Source organism: Massilia genomosp. 1 (assembly GCF_011682185.1).
Taxonomy (GTDB): domain Bacteria; phylum Pseudomonadota; class Gammaproteobacteria; order Burkholderiales; family Burkholderiaceae_D; genus Telluria_A; species Telluria_A rubra.
The window spans coordinates 1-21,606 of sequence record NZ_WHJF01000111.1 but is presented as its reverse complement, the minus strand read 5'-3'; the positions used below and the strand labels follow the sequence as shown (position 1 = coordinate 21,606).

13 protein-coding genes and 1 pseudogene are annotated in these 21,606 nt (G+C 61.6%); 7 read left to right on the top strand and 7 right to left on the bottom strand.

Annotated elements, in window-relative coordinates; translation table 11 throughout:
- Positions 1-240: 240 nt before the first annotated feature.
- The 7 genes from F1735_RS28000 to F1735_RS27970 form a co-directional block, all read right to left on the bottom strand.
- Positions 241-1,518: a phenylacetate--CoA ligase family protein gene (locus tag F1735_RS28000; protein ID WP_167239983.1), complete on the bottom strand. Its 1,278-nt coding sequence runs from the start codon at positions 1,516-1,518 to the stop codon at positions 241-243.
- Positions 1,518-4,049, bottom strand: a complete 2,532-nt coding sequence (locus F1735_RS27995; protein ID WP_167239982.1) for an acyl-CoA reductase — start codon at positions 4,047-4,049, stop codon at positions 1,518-1,520. Before F1735_RS27995 ends, F1735_RS28000 begins: the two co-directional genes overlap by 1 nt.
- Positions 4,050-4,051: 2 nt before the next feature.
- Complete coding sequence (locus F1735_RS27990; protein WP_167239981.1) at positions 4,052-5,212, bottom strand: LuxE/PaaK family acyltransferase; 1,161 nt, start codon at positions 5,210-5,212, stop codon at positions 4,052-4,054.
- Positions 5,209-6,423, bottom strand: a complete 1,215-nt coding sequence (locus tag F1735_RS27985) for an MFS transporter (protein ID WP_167239980.1) — start codon at positions 6,421-6,423, stop codon at positions 5,209-5,211. Before F1735_RS27985 ends, F1735_RS27990 begins: the two co-directional genes overlap by 4 nt.
- A 10-nt stretch (positions 6,424-6,433) precedes the next feature.
- The gene (locus F1735_RS27980) at positions 6,434-7,594 is read right to left on the bottom strand and encodes a GNAT family N-acetyltransferase (RefSeq protein ID WP_167239979.1); all 1,161 of its coding nucleotides are present in this window, start codon (positions 7,592-7,594) and stop codon (positions 6,434-6,436) included.
- 797 nt (positions 7,595-8,391) lie between these two features.
- Positions 8,392-9,474 (bottom strand): hypothetical protein, encoded by a 1,083-nt coding sequence (locus F1735_RS27975; protein ID WP_167239978.1) that lies wholly within the window; start codon positions 9,472-9,474, stop codon positions 8,392-8,394.
- On the bottom strand, positions 9,444-9,698 hold the full coding sequence (locus F1735_RS27970) for a hypothetical protein (protein WP_167239977.1): 255 nt from the start codon (positions 9,696-9,698) through the stop codon (positions 9,444-9,446). Before F1735_RS27970 ends, F1735_RS27975 begins: the two co-directional genes overlap by 31 nt.
- 562 nt (positions 9,699-10,260) lie before the next feature.
- Between F1735_RS27970 and F1735_RS36885 the strand changes: the two genes are divergently transcribed.
- From F1735_RS36885 to F1735_RS38325, 7 genes and pseudogenes are all read left to right on the top strand, one after another.
- Positions 10,261-12,138, top strand: coding sequence for a TonB-dependent receptor (locus tag F1735_RS36885; protein ID WP_229506003.1), 1,878 nt, complete (start codon positions 10,261-10,263; stop codon positions 12,136-12,138).
- Positions 12,021-13,436 carry a TonB-dependent receptor gene (locus tag F1735_RS36880; protein WP_308628098.1) on the top strand — a complete coding sequence of 472 codons (1,416 nt, stop codon included), beginning with the start codon at positions 12,021-12,023 and terminating at the stop codon, positions 13,434-13,436. Before F1735_RS36885 ends, F1735_RS36880 begins: the two co-directional genes overlap by 118 nt.
- A gap of 151 nt (positions 13,437-13,587) precedes the next feature.
- Positions 13,588-16,899 (top strand): GH92 family glycosyl hydrolase, encoded by a 3,312-nt coding sequence (locus F1735_RS27960; RefSeq protein WP_167239976.1) that lies wholly within the window; start codon positions 13,588-13,590, stop codon positions 16,897-16,899.
- A 120-nt stretch (positions 16,900-17,019) separates the two neighbouring features.
- Positions 17,020-18,060, top strand: coding sequence for an AGE family epimerase/isomerase (locus F1735_RS27955; protein WP_167239975.1), 1,041 nt, complete (start codon positions 17,020-17,022; stop codon positions 18,058-18,060).
- Positions 18,053-18,325 carry a hypothetical protein gene (locus F1735_RS36875; RefSeq protein WP_229506002.1) on the top strand — a complete coding sequence of 91 codons (273 nt, stop codon included), beginning with the start codon at positions 18,053-18,055 and terminating at the stop codon, positions 18,323-18,325. Before F1735_RS27955 ends, F1735_RS36875 begins: the two co-directional genes overlap by 8 nt.
- A complete protein-coding gene (locus F1735_RS27945) occupies positions 18,325-20,760 on the top strand; it encodes a GH92 family glycosyl hydrolase (protein WP_167239984.1) in 2,436 nt (811 codons plus the stop codon). The genes F1735_RS36875 and F1735_RS27945 overlap by 1 nt, the downstream gene beginning before the upstream one ends.
- A gap of 554 nt (positions 20,761-21,314) precedes the next feature.
- A pseudogene (locus tag F1735_RS38325) lies at positions 21,315-21,476 on the top strand (DUF932 domain-containing protein); the annotation flags it as partial.
- Between the last annotated feature and the right edge of the window lie 130 nt (positions 21,477-21,606).

The window sequence follows — 21,606 nt, the reverse complement described above, 5'->3', positions numbered from 1 at the left end:
ATGCAAAACGGAGCTGCTCTGGGGTAGAATTCATGTCGGGCAAGGTGTGTTCGTGCTGATAGGGTAGGTTTTTAGATAACTCCCATTCTATCAATCACTTACGGCATTCTTGCCCTTTTTTGTGCAACATTCAGGCTAGCACTCATGTAACATTATCCACCTCGTCGCCATTCGTCGCTGCTCCATCCATGAATCGAGGACGACAGCATACGCGATTGCCGCGCCAAGCTCTACGTGAACTCAGGCAAAGCGACGATCGATCACGCGCTTGAGCTTTCCCGAGCGGGGATTGATTTCCAGCGCCGTCGCATCCACCCATTCTATGTCGATGGGCAGGATCTTGCCTTGCGCCAGCAATTGACCATACATGGGGCGATGCTCGTAGATCGCAGCGATGATCTGCGCGCTGAGCGCCGGATCGGCATTGCGATTGCCGATCCGCAGTATCAACCCATCCTTTCCGTCACGATGGATGGTCAGCAATTGAAAATCGCAGGCGCCCTGGCAAGCCGGAAACGACGCCAGTACCGACCTGACATCTTCCGGATACAGCGTGACCGGGCCGACCCTGGCCGATTCATCGGAACGTCCCCGTAACAGAAACTTGCGATGCGCCGTACCATGGGCATCGACCCAGCTGGCCCTGTCACCGACCGGATAGCGCAGGATCGGCATCAAATGGCGCCGCAGGGCCGTGACCACGGCCAGCCCTTCGATGCCCGGCGCGACGATGGGCGAGCCCGTTTCTTCATCGACAATTTCGAACAGCGCATCATCATCGTAGCAGCGAAATTCATTGGGGCCGCATGAAAGATCGGCGAATCCCAGCAATCCGGCATCCGTGCTCGCATAACCGATGGAGCGGATCTCGACGCCTGGAAAGCATGCTTCCAACCTGGCGCGCTGATCGGGATACATGGCTTCGCCGGCAAACAGGATCAATCTGACCGTCGACGCGGCTGGATCGCCCCCCACCTTGTCAATGTGATCTACCAGACTCATCATTGTGGTCGGCACGCCGGCCAAGACCGTGGCCTTCAATTCCGTGATAAAGCGATAGACATCGGCGGGTGTCGTGGCGCCCGCAATCGGGAGTTGCATGACCCGCTTGGGGCACTCTTCGAGCGCCTTGTGGGTAAACAAGAACGATCCATACAACTCGCCGACATAAAACAGATTGGCGACCCGGTCGCCATCCTGCAGACCTCCCAGCGCCAGTCCGCGGGAAAAGGCTGTGACAAACACATTCCAGTCAGTCCGGCTGAACACCGAGAACTTGGGGTTGCCGGTGGTTCCGCCACTCTTCAAGACGATGCCATCGTGCATCGCCCCCGTCAGCAATTGCCCACCCTCCAGACGGTTGGCTTCCCAAAACGCTTGCTGGCTCAACACGGGCAACTCTTCGATCGCGTGTATCGTTTCCGGCAATGCGCGGTAAAGATCGCCATAAAATGGCGAATTTTTCCGGGCAAACGCGATCAGTGAGGGAAGTATTTCCCGGCTAATTTCCATGCTCATCAACGCGCTCTCCGGTCCAGCACACGAATCAATTTTCCGCTTCCCGCAGTCCTGTGGAATTCATCGATTCCCACCGCTTGCACTTCAAACAGCAGCGTTTCATCGGTCAGCACGGCTTCCTGCAAATCCAGGTAGTTTTCCAGGAAAATCTCTCGGCAACGCAGCGCTGGCAAGCGCTCCGAATCGGAAATCACCAAGATGACCTTTTCCTTGATCTCGGCTTGCGCCAGGATCAGCTGCGCTTCGCCCGCATAGGCGAAATGCGTCGCCAGGATACGGATGAATTCCTGATAATTGAGAAAAGTGGAACCAATCCGACAAATATCCCCCGTCCGTCCCAGCAGTCGAAAGCGCGGCGCGGCCCTGCCGCAGGCGCAAATGCCATCCGGATCGGCGATCCAGTGGCCGACATCGCCGATTTCGTAGCGCAATGGCTTATTGACCGACAACATGCGCGGCGTGAAGACCAATCGGCCGACTTCCTCGCCTTGCACCGCTCGATCTTCATCCATTTTCAATATTTCGAGGTATTGAAGCTGTTGCTGAAGATGGTGGACGCCGCCATCGCTATGTTCGCACTGGAACCCGATCGGACCGATATCGACGCTGCCATAGGCGGCCGAGCGTATCACATCGACCTGGAAGGACTCGTGCAGATAATTTCGCTGGGCGGGACTGAAATGTTCTCCGCCATAATAGATCTTCTTGACTCCCCGATAGGCGGAGAGAATGTCAGCTTCCTTTTCAAACAGTTGCAGAATATACGATGGCATGCCGAGCAAGACATTCACCTTGTTCTTGACGATTTCCTGGGCGACCATGCGGGTATCGCCATGGGCCGCCATGGGAAACTGGATGGCGCCCAGCTGTTCGAGTGCCGAAAAAAAGCTGATGAAGCCACCGTAGAGTCCCCCGCCAAAGAACAGATTCATCGCCCGGTCGCCGAGCGGATCAAAGCCCGCCGCGTACAAACCCTCGGCACCGAGCCGGATATGCTCATGGTATTGCTGGTAGCTGAACGTCGACAGTTTTGGTTCGCCCGTGCTACCGCCCGACTTGAAGAAAAGATGGGCTTGGGCAGGATCGGCCGGCACCGACTGGAACTGCTCCTTGGCGGTCATGGCCGGAACCGGGTCCCACTGCAGCGGAGGGAATTTTCTCAACTCATCGAAATTGGAAATCCCCTGCGCTTCATGGGCCAACTGCAAGCTCACTCTGCGGCAATAGCGTTGCAAGGCATAGACACCGTCATGCGGCTCGCCGGGGTATCCTCCCGTCATTTCGCCAATACGCCGGATACGGATCGCACCCGCACGCAAAAAAGAGCGCGACAGCGGATCAATTTCCGAGAGTTTGCAACAGATCGCCACTGTTTGCAGATAGTTGCGCATGGGCCGCAAGACCCGGATGATGTCGGTGCGCGGCAAGGGCTTGACCCAGATGCTGCGGTACAGCGGCGATGCCGCCAGCGCCGCATGGTCGTCGATGTAAATGCGCCACCCGCCATCGGGTGCTTCGATGAGGCGAGCATTGCCGAGGCACGATTCGAGCCTGTGACACTCGCTGACCAAAGCAATTTCGCCGGCACTGGCGGTATCGGGCAACTGGCGTGGCAGTTCCTGCGCCACCAGCGTCAAGGCATCGGCAAGCCGCTCGCCAAACCGCTGCAATTCATTCCAGTCCGACGTGTCGAGATAGACACATTGCGGACTGGAACAGGCTTGCTGTTCCATCAGGCAGCATTCCATGGCGAGTTGTTTCAGCGTATGGGGATCCTGGGCAGCTTCCATGGAAAGAAATGCCAACGATATCTTGTGTCCCCACTCGACGATGCGCACGCTGGCAGGTGTCATGGCGCGTATCGATTGAATCGACTCCTCACCGCCCCAGGCGGCAATGCCATCGGCCCCGGCAAATACCGGCTCCAACAGATCTTTTCGCTTCGACGACATTTTTGCCACGATGATGAATTTCTCAAGCTGGGCGCTCGGATCGCACTTGCCCAAGGCATGTAAGAAGATCTGGGGGAAGGAACTCTCTTGCGGACTCGTCTTGAGAAAGTTAAAATTTCCAGAAAGCAATCCTTCGAGCACGCTCATCGGCCCGACCGTGAAGGCATTTTGCGGTGAAATGTGGACCAGGAAACCCAACGGCGCCCAAGCTTCGAAGATCGCATCGTCGAATTGGGTGCGGCAAGCGAGCAAGGGATTGCTGGAACCGAGTTCACGGATCAGCTTCTTTTCCAGATTCGCACGGCGCAAGACATCGGCTATTTCAAGCAAGGCCAGACCGATTTCGTCCGACGTAAATTGATCGGTGCCAGACAGGCAGTTCTTCAATTCGGTAAAAATAGCCGATTTTTCCCTGATATTTTTCCCGAGTAAATCCCCGGCCGCCAGCACCGTCTCGATATCGAGTTCGCACGCCATTTGCCGGGCCACCAACGATTGTATATCGCCGATCCTGCTGGCCAGTTCTTGATCGCCGATCCACTCGCCTTGCCAGAGGTGTTGCTTGTTCATATTTTCCATGATTACCGCCTCAACAGTTCAGCCGCCGCAATGGCGCAGCTTTTATTTTTACTCGTTCCAGCCCGTCCGTGAATGACGAAATACGGCCGCTCATTTCCGCAAGCACAGGATTCGCCGGGATACAGTGTCGCCATGTCGCCCATCAAGACACTCTGGGCAGGCACCGAGGTGATGTAGGGCGTGAGAAATTGCAGAAAGCCCGCTTCACCGAATTTCCTTGGTTTCAGGGTACGCACATCGCGGATGATCACCTGCGACCAGACGGGAACATGAAATTGGTGGTGTGCGCACTCCGCGTACGGGACGGCATGCTCGACCGAGCCGAAGCTGTCGCGGATACGCAGGTCGGGAATGCCAAGCTGCTCGTGAATGCGGGCGTACAGATCGTGTTTGGCGATCGCCTGGTCGGCATTGCCTTTCCATCCACCGCCGAGGAATACCAGCGAATCGGCGGAGAGTTTGAGCGGCGGCAAGCCCAGCTCGCGCATCCGCTTCAGTGTAAAAAACAGAAATGCCGGGAAACCGAAAATGCGTACTGGAAGACCTTCTGCGGCGTAGTGTTGCAGCTTTTCGATGCAACCAAAAACATCGAACTCGTGCGACGCGCCGCCCGTCGCCGTTGTTGGCGCGCCGGTCCTGCGCAAAGCATAAAATGCCGATGCAACGGGTGCATACTTGCACAGGAAATTGTCGGTGTGGGCCGTTCCCAGTTGCGAATCCGATGCGGTTTCATACGAATACAGCAGATAGTTGGTCTTGACATCCGGCGTGTTCCAGCCAAAGTGCTCGAAGACCGCGTCGATCATCTTTTGCCCGGCGCTCAATGACCAGGCATCAAACGAGACTTGCGACTTTTGACCGGTCGTTCCGGAAGAAGTCAGGTGCAGCTTGATGTCATCGCGCGCAACCGAAAGAAGTTCGTGCGACTTGAAAAACGTCGCCGGAACAAAGGGGATGCTCGCCAGGTCATCGATCGACGTCAGCGTGGCGGCATCAAATTGTTTCATTTCCAGCAATTTCCGATAAAACGGCGATTGCTCTTGGTGCCAGTTGATATTTTCCTTCATGGCACCGACAAACATCGATTCCTGCGCGGCGGAGGAAGCGAAGGGATGGCGTTGTTCGCAAACGCCCTGGACCGCGTGCATAGTGTTGATATTCATATTTCCCTAAATTCCCGATAAAATGCGGTGGCCAGTGATATCGTCAACAACCCGAGCGCGAGACATATCGTCATTTTTGTCAAATCGATTTTTTCAATCAAGCTTCCCACCATCAACATCGATATCGGCAAGGCGCCAATACTGATCGTATTGACCCAGCTCATGACCACGGGGACATCGGCTGGCGCGGGCCGCGATTGAAACAGCGTCAATAGCGACACATTGACGACGGCCAGTGCCAGCCCCAAGCCAGCCAGTGCCAGGCAAGCCAATACGGGATTGTGGTTCAAGCCAAAGAAAAGGTAGAGCAGGGACACGGCGCTCAAGCCGGCGATCGCCCGCTTGCCCCTTTTGAGCGGAAATTCCACGACCGAAAGCAACAAACTTCCCGCCACCATCCCCATGCCGATCGACACCTCGAAGGCGGCCAGCATGGCAAGATTGCCGGCGAATCGGGTCTGGACAAACAAGGGGAGCAAGGCCATCAAGGGTGTCAGCGCAAGATTCATCAGGAAAAATGCCGACAACATGAAGCGTATCAAGGGATCGGCAAACATCGACCGCCCGGGTATCGCTGGCGCCATGTCGGCATCCGCCGGCTCCGATTCGACCGTTTCCGGATCAGCAGGATCGAGCCGGATTCCCCCTTCCAGCCCTGCCGCCAGCAAATAGCTAAGCCCATTCAATACAAGCAGACCCGACAAACCAAGCCAAGGATAGAGCAGGGCGGAAATCGCTGGCCCAACTACCGTCCCCAGGGAAAAGCAGGAATCGACCATGGCGGTCAACTGTGGGACCAATTCCTTTTTTGGCATGAGCCCGGGCAGTGTAAAGACAGCGATATTGAACAGCGCGCCAAGCAAATTTGAAACAAACGTCAGGATAAATAGCGTGGTCAGCGAATGGTGCTTGAAATAGACGAGCCACAACAGTCCGACCAGCAAGAAGATGATGCCCCTTGATACGTCGGTGTGTATCAGTGTCCTCAGGACGCCGATTCTTTGCACCAGCTTGCCCCCACTGCTGGCCAGCAACAGATGGGGAAGCGCGCCTATCGCCAGGAACCACGGTATCATTTGTATGGATTGCTCCTGCGAAATAACCCAGACCAGGCCGAGGGTCATCATCTTGTCGCAGATTTGTGAAATGAATTGCCCGACGAAAAGCCGGGATGAATTCTGGTCCTTGAATACTGCCATTGAAAATTTCATGATAATCCTGTCACGCTGCGCACGCCGGTTCCGGCTCCAGCGAATTTTTTTTCCAGAGTTGCAGATACTGGTTCAAATATTCGCGATTAATGCCTTCCAGGCGGATATTTCTGAAATTCAGTATTTCATAAGATCGGCTGAATATGACGAAATCATAGCGCTGCGCGCCAATCAAATGCATGGCGGGGAAATAGGCGCAGGGAATGAAACCGGCTTGCATTGCGATTTCTATTTTCTCCGACTCATCGGCGCGAATAATGAATTCGATATAGCGCACACCCAGGTCTTGCAGGATTACCGATGCCTTTTCCACGATATCGGCGAATCCTGCATTGCACAAATCGTGAATGCCGATCAACACGCAATGTTTGTCCGTCTCTGAAAAATAACAGAAAACCTCCACGTCCTGATCGGCCGAGCTGATCAGCAGATTGGGTTCTTGAAACGGGAAAAAAGTATGGTGGTCTTGCGCCACCAGCGTGTTCTTGCCCTCGTCAAAACGGCGCTTGGTCAGGCGCGGTGCATGGATCAATTCGAGTTCCAGCGTGGAGCGTGCGCGCGAGAAATTTTCGGCGCTGGTATGGGGAATCCAATCGTCGGGAATCGCGGTCAAGCCGCATTCGCGCCGGACTATTTCAAAAAGGGGACGCAGGCGTGGATGCAGGGCAAAATCGGTAAAGCGCGAATCGAACGCGCTTTTCGTAAATAATGCAGTAAGGCAATGCGTTTCATACCCACTCGTCTTGTGAACATTTGGGAAAATTCCCAGTTTTCGGTAGCCCAGATTCGCCGTCAATTTTTGCGGTGCCGAAGAAATCGTTCTGGTTGTGGCGTAGACGACTTCGACATGTGCGATGGCGCGCAATTGCGCATAGCCGAATTCCATCATCCGTTCCGTCAAATTCTGTCCGCGACAGTCATTGTCAATGACTGCGCCAAAGACTTTGGCAAGCCCAGTGAGCGTGTGCTGATAGACAACGGAACCAACAATGCGGTCATCGATGGACGCCACAATCCAGTAATAGTCATCCCGCCCGAGCGCAGCGCGCAGTCGCGCCGTCTCCGACATCATTGGATCACTGTAATCACCTTGGTAGACGCTCTGGTAGAGGTCGACGATCTGAGCGGCATCTCGTGGAATGGCTTTTCTTAAGGTAATATCTTTTTTCATAATATTATTTTTTTTGAAAGTGTATTATCTTAAAGGAATGGCGCCGTTTTATCGGCGTGCAAGTTAATCATGGCGCCGAATTCTATATAAGGCAATATTGAAAGTCAAGCAGGGAAATATAAAAGCCTGGTGACGACGAAGAAAATATGAGGCCGGTGCCAAACGATTAGTCTAGGTGGACAACGAGATCAAGCGGAAAATTGTCATCAATTTGTAACGCATATGCAATAACCATACTATTTTCCACGGATCTGGTTTTTCTTGAAACAGCGAGAGCGACGCGTCGCCTCGCTCTGGCAAACCATTTGATACCTTGCCAGTCGATAAACGCGGCGGTCTCGACATAATGTGACGCTTTCATGACCGACATGCAGCGCTTTGGGCGGCATGCTTTGGAGGCGAAGCGTTCACCTGACAAGGCTCCTGCCGGCGTCGTCGCCGTCGTGTCAATGTTTTACGTCGCGCAGGCGTCTTCGGCACGTCAAATAGATTTGCGAACGACCGTACTAAATTGTGCTGTTCTCGTATCGATCCACCCGGCGGCGGGGACGAGGGCTCCGTGCAAGCATGCGGCGACCTCGCGCACCTGTACCACCGTGGGGCCGGCGCGTCCCAGGACAGTGCTGCCGCATGGACGCTCTACCAGGCCTCTTGCGATGGAGGGTACAAACAGGCATGCCAGATGGTCCGCTAGCCTGGGTGGTGTTTGTGCGCCGCGCGTTCCCGTCAGAAAGGCACTGTCATCGCCGCGTGCGGTAGGGCGATCGCGCGTTCGTCGCGAGATCGCCCTTGTCGCCTTACGGTAAATTCCACTCACTTCCCGTATTGCGCCGCCGAATCAGGCCGGCGTCTTGCGCAGGAATTTTGTAATTGAAATTGTATTTGTTTCTCGCGTAGACGGACCATTCCCAAGGACAGCGGCCCTTGTTGCATGTCAGGCCCATATTGGTATAGTCCGATTTGCATTCCTTAAGGCAGGTATCGAAGGCTTGATCGTCGCCAGCGAGGCATTCAGACTGATAGCAGCCGGCATTGGCAACCCCGAACATGGCGCTCCCCGTGCAAGACGCCGCATGCTCGGCATCGACCGGCGAGCGCTGGGTTGGATGGGTGCTCATACCGTCCGGTCCCCAGGCCCAGCTCGCTGTCCGATCATCGTTGATCCAGGGCTCCTGATTGCCGTCAAGATCAACCAGATTGCGCCAGCTCTGCAAATAGTCGGCGGACGATGCCGGATTGCGGTAATCGCCAAATTGTGCGCACTCGGTCGGGCCCGGCGGACCAAAGGAATTGCTGTCGTGGTAGGAACCATGCGCGTATTTTCCTGAATAGACAACGGGGTGCGTGCCATTCATGGGGAAACCGCGCGGGCCGGAACAACGCCCGACGCCATCTGGGGTGCAGGGCGCGGCACGCGGGCCGGCAATCCGTGTGTAGTGGTCCCCATGCTGGTAGTAGCTGACAGCGGCAACTGCGCTGCGGTCCTCCGTCAGGATCACCGTGACGTGTTCCCAGTCGCCGTTATGGCTACCTTGTCCGGCAAAACAGGCGTGCTGGTAAGCGGAGAACCACCAGTAGTTGATGCGCGTCTGACGGCCGATCATCCTGACCTGGTAGTAGGTCGGAATGGCGCCGCTGGCAAGCGTTGCGCGATCGGTATTTTCAACACGGAAGGCGCCGGCCCTGTAATTTTTCATCGCCTCGTAGAATACTTGCGCCGACATCGGATAGCCGTTTGACGCCCTGTCATGGCGCAGTTCGGGGGCAAAACGCTGCACGTAATCGGGGGCAGGCGCGGCAAGTGGCACCACGCACACGACAGCATTGAGCGCGCGCGTGTCCTGCGGCCTCATGCCGCAACGATAACCGGATCCGTCCATCGCGCCACCGCCGCCAATGCGGGCAATATCCCACTGGCCGAGCTTGGTGCATAGCCCGCCTTGTTGGCTTCGGCTTCCTGATAGCCCAGCAAGGTCGTGTTGGCCGGACAGGACTGTCCTTGCACGACAGTCACGTTCAAGGCGAAGGAGTTGGTGGATAACATAAGGGACATTGCCGCAGTTGCAAGCGCGAAACGCAAGGACAACAGTTTGTGAAGGTGCATGGTCGCTTTCTAAGCTTCGGTGAAGCTGCTGCTTGTTCGACTAGCCCAGGACGGGCGGGCCGATCGTTGCGATTGCTTTTGGCCAGACCCGGGTGGGAATGGTTCCGCTCAACATCAAGGCCTGCCGCCAGATAGAAACCGGATTCCTAGGAAAGAAAAATTCCCTCCACCCGTGTTTACTAGACAACGCTAAACTTCACGCAAATCTTGAAAGTTGATTGAAGGCTAGTACATTCCCTAGTATAAATTTGCTTTATTGAAATGCGAAACTCACCGGCATGCACATGATCCACCGCCGTTTAGTAAATCTGCAAGATTCTGGTTGCATTTCGCTTCGTGCATGCCGCGCGCAACGCAATTGACGGTCTGCCAGGCCCGAGACAGTGTCGCGCTGGTTTCGCATCGAGCTTCAAGGTGGGTTCCGTTCCCGGTCGAGGCATCGAGTGGGATGGCAGACCCGCTTCGCCTTGCGGTGCGGGAGGCTGCGCCCGGTTGACGGACGCCTGACACTTGCTGCCGCTATAAAAGAAAGCCCGATACAGGGCACGATCAGGAGACCAACATGACTTCAAGAACCCATCACGCTTCCCGCCCGCGCTGCCGCGTCACGCCCATCGCCATGGCCGTCGGCCTCGCGTTGCTCTCGCTGTCGAGCGCCCACGCGCAAAACGCGCCGGCCGCCCAGCCTGCCCAGCCGCCCGCAGGGCAGCCGGCTGCGGCACCAACGCCGGTCGCGGCAACATCAGCCAAGCAGGCCGCCGGCGCCGCCCCGACCAGAGTCGTGGTCACCGGTTTTCGCTACGCGATCGAGAAAAGCCTCGACCAGAAGCGCGAAGCCAATTCGATCGTCGAGGTCGTGACTGCCGAAGACGTCGGTAAATTCCCGGACAAGAACGTGGCCGACGCCCTGCAGCGCGTGCCCGGTGTCGTCGTCACCCGCAGCGGCGGCGAAGGCAAGAACGTCAGCGTGCGCGGCCTGTCGTCCGACCTGACCCTGACCCAGCTCAATGGCAACTACGTCGCCACCGCCGAATCGAACGGCGATCCGTCGCGTTCGTTCAACTACATGCTGATGCCGTCGAATATGCTCTCCAGCGCCGAGTTGTACAAGACGTCCGAAGCGCGCTTCGACGAAGGCGGCATCGGCGGCACGGTGATCCTGCGCACGCGCCGTCCGCTGGACGTCAAGTCGGGCTCCGGCTTCGTCAACGCCGAGGGCACCTGGGCCGACACCACCAAAAAAACCGACCCCCAGTTCTCCGGCCAGTACGCCTGGCACGACGAGAGCAACCGCATCGGCATGTTGGTCGGCTACACCCAGCAAAAGCGTACCACGCGCACGATGGGCGCCAGCACCGAGAACTGGCAGTGGTATGCCGACAGCTACAAGACGCAGCCGCCGGTCGGCGCGGACAGCAAGCCATCGAACCTCAATTCGTTCTGGTGGGGCCAGTCGGGCTTCTACGACCAGTCGGGCAAGTACTACAGCAAATTCGCGATGCCGACCTCGGTCAACCTGGACGTGCGTACCACCGAGCGCGAGCGCAAGGGCGGGCAGCTGACCCTGCAGTTCAAGCCGCTGCGCAAGCTGAACATGACGGCCAACTACTTCCGCTTCGACCTGCAGCAAAATTCCCAGCTGAACCAGCTGAAGGTCCCGGAATGGAATATCGCCCGCTACGACGGTGACGGCAACTGGCCGGGCGGACGCCTGCTCGACGGCCTGAGCTTCGACCCGAGCGGCACCATCGTCACCGGCGCGCAGTACAGCGCGCATCCGGGCAAAAAGTATTACTGCAACAGCGCGCAGGCCGGCGCGGGCGGCCTGGCCAATACCGGCGGCTTCGGCCCCGACGACTGCACCGTCCCGACACCGCAGATCACCGGCGGCTACAGCCGCGAGCGCGCGCTCTCGCAGACCGCCGACCTCGACATAGAATGGAAGGGCACATCGATCGACGCCACCTTCAAGGGCGGCCGCACCTGGGCCAAGGGCGGTCCGGAACTGCAGTTCGGCATGCCGATCAAGCCGCGCATGCAAAATGCGGACAGCAGCTGGGTACTCGGCAACACCGCGACCTCGTGGGACGTGTCGGGCACGCCGTCCATGACCTTCGCGCCGCAACTGATGCAAAACCTGCGCAACGGCATCGGCGAGATCGACCTGGGCTCGACCTCGTCGTCGTGGACCCGCAACAGCACCAAGCAGAACTACGCCCAGGCCGACCTGACCTGGCATGCCGACAGCAACTGGCTCGACTCGGTCCAGTTCGGTGCCAAGTACCGTGACGGCGGCACCAGTCGCAGCACCGGCAACAACTACTGGGCCTGCAAGGGCTCGACGCCGGCCAGTACGACAACCGCTACCAGAACGGCTGCGATGCGACGGCCAACAAGTTCCGTCCCGAATTCCTGTACGGGGAGTCGCTGGGCAAGCTGACGGGCGGCCTCAAGGCCAGCGCCTTCCCGGCCATTAACTACCCGGCCTACATCTCGCACCTGAACCAGACCTATGGCCAGATGCAGACCCGTAACGAAGACAATTTCATCTACAACGTGAATGAAAAGATCATGTCGGCGTACCTGCAGGCGAACTTCAAGACCGATCGCCTGCGCGGCAACCTGGGCTTGCGCGTGGTGCGCACCCGGCAGCACGCCGATTCGACCGACAAGGTCGACTACTACAACGACTATTTCTTCGACGGTCCGGACGGCACCCCGGCACCTTGCCGCGCGGGTGGCCTGCCGGCCGCCGGTGCGCCCGCCGGTTCGGGCTGCACCAGCGGCTTCACGGTGGTGCCGGACAGCCAGACCAATCCGGCCACCGGCCACGTCTCGACCTATGTGGTCAGCTCGCTCGAACGCAAGTACACCGACGTGCTGCCGAGCCTGAACGTCGCCTACGACCTCACCGACACCCTGCTGCTGCGCGGCGCGGCCTCGAAGGTGGTGGCGCGTCCGAGCTACAACGACATCGGTGCGCCAGGCGCGCTGAACTACTACGGCCAGGAATACGTCAACGACCGCCGCCTGATCGGCGGGGGCGACCGCCAGGGCTGGTTCGGGGAGGGCAGCAACAAGGATCTCGAACCGTACCAGGCCACCCAGTACGACCTGGGCGTGGAGTGGTATTTCCACCGCGGCTCGGTGCTCGGCGCCGGCGTGTTCCGCAAGAACGTCCAGAACTTCGCGGTGCCTGTGGTGCGCGACGTCAACCTGAACATCGGCGGCGAATCGATCGCGGTGCAGAATTACGCCACCAGCGCCGGCGGACGCGACGCGGTATCGAAAGGCGTCGAGCTGTACGCCCAGCACACCTTCCGCAACGGCGTCGGCTTCCAGCTCAACTACACGTACAACAAGACCAACCAGGCCGCCATCACCCTGGCCGACGGCACCGAGATCGGTACCTCGCCGCTGGTGGGCAGCGCCAAGAACCAGGCCAACGCGACCCTGTTCTACTCGACCGACAAGCTGATGCTGCGTGCGTCGTACAACCGCCGCGGCCAGGTGGTCAACGGCCTGATGAATGGCTTGAACGTGTATGAAGAGCCGTTCAGCCAGGTCGACCTGAATGCGGCGTATAACGTCACGCCGGAACTGAGCCTGACCGCGTCGATCCTGAACGCGAGCGCGGAAGAATCGCGTTCCTACCTGGGCAGCGACACCAAGGCTCGCTTCTACGCCAACAGCTACGCCGGCCGCGTGGCGTACGTCGGCCTGAACTACAAGTTCTGAGTCCGCATCCACCCTCGCCGCGCCATCGGCGCGGCGAGGGTGGTTTTTGTTGCGGGACCGGTGTCGACCCTGCCGCGCGCCGCCCTCGATCCGGGTTCGCTGGCCGCCGCCGCGCGGGCGGCCGCCCCACTTCACAGGAGATCGTCCTCACATGAACAACACGCACACCATCGTATCGACCGTGGCCATGCTGCTGGCCGGCGCCGCTGCCGCCGGCGCGGCCGAACCGCGTTTCTCGACCTCGTTCGAAGCGGGCCAGCCCGCGCCCGCCACCCTGGGCGCCGAGGGCGTCAGGGTCGAACCCGGCGACGGCCCGGAGCGCCCCTATGCGGCCAAGCCGAAGGCCGGCTACAGCGGCGCGCGCGCGCTGCGCTACCGTGCCGCCGGCAAGGGCGGACGGCTGCAGCTGTTCCCGGTCGATATCGCGATCGGGCGCGATACCACCCTGTCGTGGAAGGTGCTGCCGGAGATCGTCGACGGCGACATCGACTCCTCCACCGGCGTGGCGCTGGACCTGGTGCTCGACGACGGCCGCCGCATCTCCAGCCTGGACCTGCGCGACAACCACGGCGTGCGCGTCGATGCGGCCGCGCAGGCGCAGTCGCGCACGCTGTATCCGCAGCAGTGGGCGCACAAGGCGGTGCGGCTGGGTCAACTGGCGGGGCGGCGCATCAGGGCGATCGAACTGGTGCTGCAGCCGACATCCGGAGCCGGCTCCAGCGGCTGGCTCGACGACATCGAGCTCACGCAGCAGGCGCGCAGCGCGGCAACGCGGCCGTCGGACCATGTCCTGACCACGCGCGGCACCCAGGCCAACGGCACTTTCTCGCGCGGTAACAACATCCCGGCCACGGCGACGCCGCACGGCTTCAACTTCTGGACCCCGGCCACCGATGCCGGCACCCTGAACTGGCTGTACCGCTGGAACGAGCAGAACGACGACGACAATCGCCCGCGTTTGCAGGCGCTTTCGCTGAGCCATCAGCCCAGCCCGTGGATGGGCGACCGCCAGAGCTTTCAGGTGATGCCGTCGAACGCCAGCGGCCAGCCCGATGCCGACCGCAAGCGCCGCGCGCTGTCGTTCTCGCACGAGAACGAAGTGGCGCGCGCCCACACCTACCGCGTCGACTTCGACAACGGCATCCGCGCCGAAATCGCGCCGAGCGAGCGCGCCGCGATCTTCCGTTTCCGTTTCCCGCAAGGGGGCGATGCCAACCTGCTGTTCGATAACGTCGACGAGCGCGGCGGCTTGACCTTCGACGCCGCCACCCAGACCCTGCGCGGCTATACCGATACGCGCAGCGCTCTGTCGAACGGCGCCGCGCGCATGTTCGTATTCGCGCGCTTCGACCAGCCCTGGCAAGGCAGCGGCGCGATCGCCACCGGCCGTCCCACCGGCTACATCAAGTTCAAGGCCGACAAGGGCGAAGTGCGCATGCGCATCGCCACCTCGCTCATCTCGATCGAGCAGGCCGAGCGCAACCTCGCGCTGGAAATCGGCGACGCCGCCTTCGACACCGTGCGCGAGCGCGCGCAAGCCGCCTGGGATGCGGAACTGGGCCGTGTCAAGGTCGAGGGCGCGAGCGACGACCAGCTCACCACCGTCTATTCCAATCTCTACCGCCTGTTCCTGTATCCGAACGTCGCCCACGAAAACGTCGGCACCGCGCAGCAGCCCGACTGGCGCCACGCCGACCAGAGCGGCTGGTCGACGGCCAACACCGGTGGCGACGCCGTGCGCACCTCGGCCCCCGTGGTGCCCGGCAAGGTCTATGTCAACAACGGCTTCTGGGACACCTTCCGCACCACCTGGCCGGCTTACACGCTGTTCGCGCCGACGCGCGCCGGCGAGATGGTCGACGGCTTTCTGCAGCAATACCGCGACGGCGGCTGGGTGGCGCGCTGGTCCTCGCCGGGCTATGCCGACCTGATGGTCGGCACCAGTTCCGACGTGGCCTTCGCCGACGCCTGGCTCAAGGGCGTGCGCGGCTTCAATGCGCACCAGGCCTACGAGGCGGCGCTCAAGAACGCCACCGTGGTGCCGCCCGTGTCGAACGTCGGGCGCAAGGGCCTGGGACGCTCGATGTACCGCGGCTACGCCGACGCCAGCGTCCACGAAGGCATGTCGTGGACGCTGGAAGGCGCGCTCAACGACTTCGGCGTGGCGCAGATGGCCACCGCCCTGGCCTCCTCCGAGGGCGACAGCGCGCGTGGCCGCCGCTACCGCGAGGAGGCCGCCTATTTCAAGGCGCGCGCTGCTGACTACGCGCACCTGTTCGATCCGGCCACCGGCTTTTTCCGCGGCCGCGACGCCAAGGGGCAATGGCGCGAGGCGGCCGGCACCTTCGATGCGCGCCGCTGGGGCGGCGACTATACCGAAGCGAATGCCTGGAATTTCGCCTTCAGCGTGCCGCACGACGCCGAAGGACTGGCGGGCCTGATGGGTGGCCGCGCCGGGCTGGCCAGGCGCCTCGACACCTTCTTCGCCACCCCCGAAGCGGCCGATGCCAAATTCTCCGGCAGCTACGGCCAGGTGATCCACGAGATGACCGAAGCGCGCGACGTGCGCATGGGGATGTACGCCCACAGCAACCAGCCATCGCATCACATCCCGTGGATGTATGTCGCCGCCGGCCAGCCCTGGAAGACGCAGAAGATCACCCGCGACATCGTGGCCCGCCTGTACCTGGGCAGCGAGATCGGCCAGGGTTATGCCGGCGACGAGGATAATGGCGAGATGTCGGCCTGGTACACCTTCGCGATGATGGGACTGTATCCGCTGCGGATGGGGTCTCCCGAATACGTGATCGGTTCGCCAGCCTTTGCCCGCACCGATGTGCGTCTCGAAAATGGCCGCCTGCTATCGGTGATCGCGCACGGTAACAGCCCGGAGAACGTCTACGTGCAGTCGCTCAAGGTCAACGGCGCGCCCTGGAACAAAGCGTGGATCCGGCACGCCGACATTGCCGCCGGCGCCACCCTGGAATTCACGATGGGCAGCAAGCCGTCGGCGTGGGGCAGCGATGCCGGCGCCTTGCCCGCATCGATGACCAGCGCCGGACAACGCCCCGCGGGCCTGCGTGACCGCTCGCAAGACGCAGCCGTCACCGTCGACGGCAAGCGCGCCCCCGGGCCGCTGGTCGACGACGATGCGGCCACCACCGTGGCGCTGCCGGCCGGCGCGAACGTCGGCCTCACTTTGCCCAATGCCGCCACCATCGTTCATTACACCGTCACCGGCGGCAAGGCGCCGGCGGGCACGCTGTCATGGACGCTGGAAGGGCGCGACGGCAGCGGCGCCTGGGTCGTGCTCGACACGCGCGAGAACGAGCCGTTTGCGTGGGAGCGGCAGCTGCGCCCGTTCGGCGTCGCCAGGCCGGGCGCCTACCGGCAATACCGGCTGCGCTTTGCGCAAGGCACACCGTTCGAGCTGGCGGAACTGGAATTGCTCGAAGCGAGGTAAAGGTCCGTGCATGCGGCGTTGGCTACAACGCGCTAAACACACCCGCATAACCCTGCCAGTCGAGACGAGCGTGCGCGCAAGCGGCTACGACGACTGGCGTACACCCACCACCACATCACCATGACTATTTTTCCGAACTTTCGCAGCCCGGACGTGCTGCTCGACCATGCGCGCCACACGATGCGCTTCTACCACCTCCTGCGCGAGGCGCACCGCGCCCCCGATGGCAGCGGCTATGCGTGGATGCTCGATGGCGGCAAGGTGGAAGACGGCACCCAGCACGCCTACGGCCAGGCCTTCGTGCTGCTGGCGTATTCGCATGCCACGATGGCCGGCGTGGACGAGGCGCGCGCCTGGATCGGCGAGACCTTCGACCTGATGGAAGCACGTTTCTGGGACGCCGCGGCCGGCCTGTACGCCGATGAGGCGAGCCAGGAGTGGAGCGTGCCGTCCACCTACCGCGGCCAGAACGCCAACATGCACGCGGTCGAGGCGCTGCTGGCCGCGTTTTCCGCGACCGGCGAGCGGCGCTACCTGGAGCGTGCCTGCCTGGTTGCCTGCAACATCACCGGGCGCCAGAGCGCACGCTGCGGCGGCTTGATCCGGGAACATGATGACGCCGACTGGCAGCCCGACTGGTCCTTCAATATCGACGATCCGGAGAACCTGTTCCGCCCCTGGGGCTACCAGCCCGGCCACTTCACCGAGTGGGCCAAGCTGCTGGTGCAGCTCGAAGCGCGTGCCAAGGGTGTCCTGAGCGAGGACCTCGATTGGCTGGTGCCGAGCGCCGAGCGCCTGTTCAAGGTGGCGCTGGAAAAGGGCTGGGATATGCGCAACGGCGGCCTGTGCTACTCGCTGGCGCCGGACCTGACGGTGTGTGACGCGCACAAGTATTTCTGGGTGCAGGCCGAGAGCGCGGCGGCGGCGGCCATGCTGGCCGCGCGCACCGGCAACGCGCAATACTGGGTCTGGTACGGGCGCTTGTGGGCCTACAGCTGGAGCCATTTCATCGACCATGAACACGGCGCCTGGTACCGCATCCTGGACCGCGAGAACCGCAAGCTCAGCGACGAGAAAAGCCCGGCCGGCAAGGTCGATTACCACACCATGGGCGCCGTCTACGACACCGTGGCCGTGCTCAAGGGCGGCGAGCATGGTTGACGCTCCCTTCATGCTGTGCGCCGGCGAGGCGCTCACCGACATGATCCACCAGGGCGGCGAGCAAGCGGTCAGCCGGGTCGGCGGCGCGACCTGGAACGTGGCACGCGCTTTTGCCGTGCTGGGCGAGCCGACCCGCCCGTTGCAGGCGCACCTGGATGCGGCCCTGGCGGCCGGTTCCGCCGCATGCCTGCAGGCTGGCGCCACCCCGCCGCCGCCCGCCGCCATGCCTCAATTGTTCGAACTGCTTGAAGGAGAAGTATCGTGATGCGACATCCCCGTTTTACCTCGCTGCGGCCGGTCCGGCGTCTCGCGCTGCTGGCGTGCATGCCGCTGGCCATGCACTACCCCGCGGCCGCCGCCGGCGATACCACGCCGGTCAACACCTTCATCGGCACCCAGGACGAAGGCAACACCTTCCCCGGCGCCTCGGCCCCGTTCGGCATGATCCAGGTCGGCCCGATCGCCGGGCACTATACCGGTTACCGCTACAGCGACAAGCTCATTCGCGGCTTCGGCCATTCATTCCTGTCGGGCGCCGGCTGCTGGGAGCAGGGCGGGCAGCTGTCGGTGCTGCCGGTCACCGGCACCATCGGCCCTGGCGGCGACTTCGACACCGCCCACAAGGACACGTTCGACCACAAGCGTTACGCCGCCGGGTACACCCATGCCGACGAAGTCGGCCAGGCCGGCTACTACAAGGTCAAGCTCACCAGCTATGGCGGCATCACGGCCGAGGCCACCGCGCTGACCCGCGCCGCCGCCGAACGCTACACCTATGCGAGCGGCACCACGACCGGCCACGTGCTGCTCAACGTGGCCCAGGCCAACGAACGCCATTCCGTCATCGGCAGTGAGGTCAGGGTGGTCGACGATCGTAGCGTCGAAGGCAAGATCGTCACCAAGAGCTTCTGTGGCGGGGCCAAGTACACCACGTGGTTCCGCATGGTGTTCGACCAGCCGATCAAGGCCAGGGGCGTGTGGGACGATCGCGGCGGCTGGCCGGGCGCCAGTGGCCCCAGCCAGCAGGGCGAGGCCAAGCCGCATGGTGTCTGGCTGACGTTCGACCTCAAGAACGGGCAGGCCGTCACTGCGGTCAGCGCGATCTCGCACGTGGACGCGCAAGGCGCGCGCATCAACCTGAACGCCGAAGGCATGGCGGACGGGCGCCTGATGACGTTCGACGCGATGAAGACCAAGGCGCAGGCCAACTGGCAGCGCGAATTGAAGAGCATGCGCATTGAGGGCGGCAGCACCGACGACCGCACCGTGTTCTATACCGCGCTGTACCACGCGCTGCTGCAACCGCTGACCGGCAACGACGCCGACGGCCGCTACCGCGGCTACGACGACGCGATCCACACTGCCAAGGACTGGACCTACTACGAGTTCTTCTCGCTGTGGGACACCTACCGCGCGCAGAACCAGCTGCTTGCGCTGCTGCGTCCGGAGCGCGCCAGCGATATCGCGACGTCGGTCCTGAAAATCCGCGAGCACGGCGGCTGGCTGCCGCGCTGGGGCTATGCAAACTTCGAAACCAACATCATGACGGGCGACCCGGTCACCCCGTTCCTGGTCGACCTGTGGCGCTTCGGCGCGCTCAAGGGCCGCGAAGCCGAAGCCTACGCCGCGCTGCGCGAGAACGCCTTCGGCATCCCGGCGCACGGGATTCGCCCGCAAGGCCGTTCGGGCAACCCGAATTACCTGAAACAAGGCTTCGTGCAATACGACCGCAGCTTCGTCTCGAAAGGCATGGACACCGACCCGCACCACGGCGCCTCGGTGACCCTCGAGTACGCGCTGGCCGATGGCGCGCTGGCCGAGATGGCCAAGGCGCTCGGCCATGCGGACGACGCCCAGGTGCTGTCGCAGCGCGCCCTCAACTGGCGCAAGATCTGGGACGCCGATGCGGTGGACCAAGCGAGCGGCCAGCGCGGCTTCCCGCGTCCACGCCTGGGCGACGGCAGCTGGTTCGCCGACGTCGGCAGCGGGTTCGATCCGCGCGGCGACCACGGCTTCCACGAAGGCACGGCCTGGCAGTACCAGTGGCTGGCGCAGCAGGACGTGCCAGGCCTGGCGGCGGCGATGGGCGGGGCCCCGCAAGCCCTGGGCCGCCTCGACCAGTTCTTCGACTACGAGGCGGTGCGGGCCGACCCGAACGCGGTGCGCAAGTCGTGGGTGGTGGGGCCGTACAGCTACTATGCCCAGTTCCGCTACAACCCGAACAACGAGCCCGACCTGCATGCCCCATGGATGTACACCTTGATGGGCCAGCCGTGGAAGACCACCACCGTGCTGCGCGGCGCGGAAACGCTGTTTACCAATGGCCCGGGCGGCGTGACCGGCAACGACGACTTGGGCACCATGTCGGCCTGGTACCTGTTCAGCGCCCTGGGCATCTATCCGGACATGCCGGGCAGCGGCCGCTTCCTGCTGCACGCGCCGCGTTTCGCCCATGCCGAGATCGACCTGCCGCAAGGCCGCACCCTGCGCATCGAGGCGCCAGGCGCCAAGCCGGGTCAGAGCCGCTTCGTCAAGTCGGTGCGCTACGGTGAGCGCGCGGTGGAGCGCGTGTGGCTCGACTGGGAACAACTGCAGTCGGGCGGCGCCCTGAAGTACCAGCTTGCGCCGCAGCCGGACACCAAGGGCTGGGGCACGCGTGCGCGCGACCTGCCGCGTCCACCGGCCGGCATCGCGCCATAAGCGGCCGCAGCGCGGCACCAAGGCTCCCTGTGACGTAAGCAGGCGGCGGCACGGGCGCCAGCACGGGCCGTCGCCGCCCTGTTCTTGACGGGGACCTGGCCGCGCCGCCTGCCGCGGATTCACCAACTTGACGTTCCATCATGCTGATATTGCCGTTCGTCGCCTTGCGCGGACCGCATCGGTCCGGTCGATTAAGCTGCTTACGTCCGATTACATCCGAGTCTTCGCCAATAATTTTCCATCAAAAGAACGACAATAACCGATATGGAACCTGACAACATCGAGTCAGTTGGGCAAGCTGCTGCCCGGCATATTGTTCACAGCGCTATTCGCCTCCTCCGCCGCCGCGTTGGCGCAAACGACGCCGACCGATGGCGAGGCCTTGCGCGCCGAATTGGGCAATCAGCATTCCTGTGCAGCCCCCAACTCACATATTCGACCCTATAACGGCCCAAAAACGAGAACCAAGCCTCATTAGAGACAAAATAGTCATACAGCCGAACGTAGGCCCTGTTCGTGTCTTTGATAGTCGGCTTCTTGAAACCCAGGACATTGTTATGACACTGTTCGATGGGCACGGTAGAGGCGCCGAGCTCGCGTCGGCAAAGGGGACGGCCTTTGGCCTGCTCAACGCAGTAACGGAGTTTGTCGACCATGAGCGGCGCGCACGTAGTAACGATCATCGTTTGGAATCTGCGTGGTTCGGACAGGGGGCCGCATGTAACCGTTCACGTCCCGGACGGAATCGGCGGCAGCGAGGGTGTGGCGACGCCCTTTCTGGCGGCGGCGATCACAGTGGCGATGTAGACCCAGGAGGAAACGGCCCGCTTGCGGCAAGTCTCGATG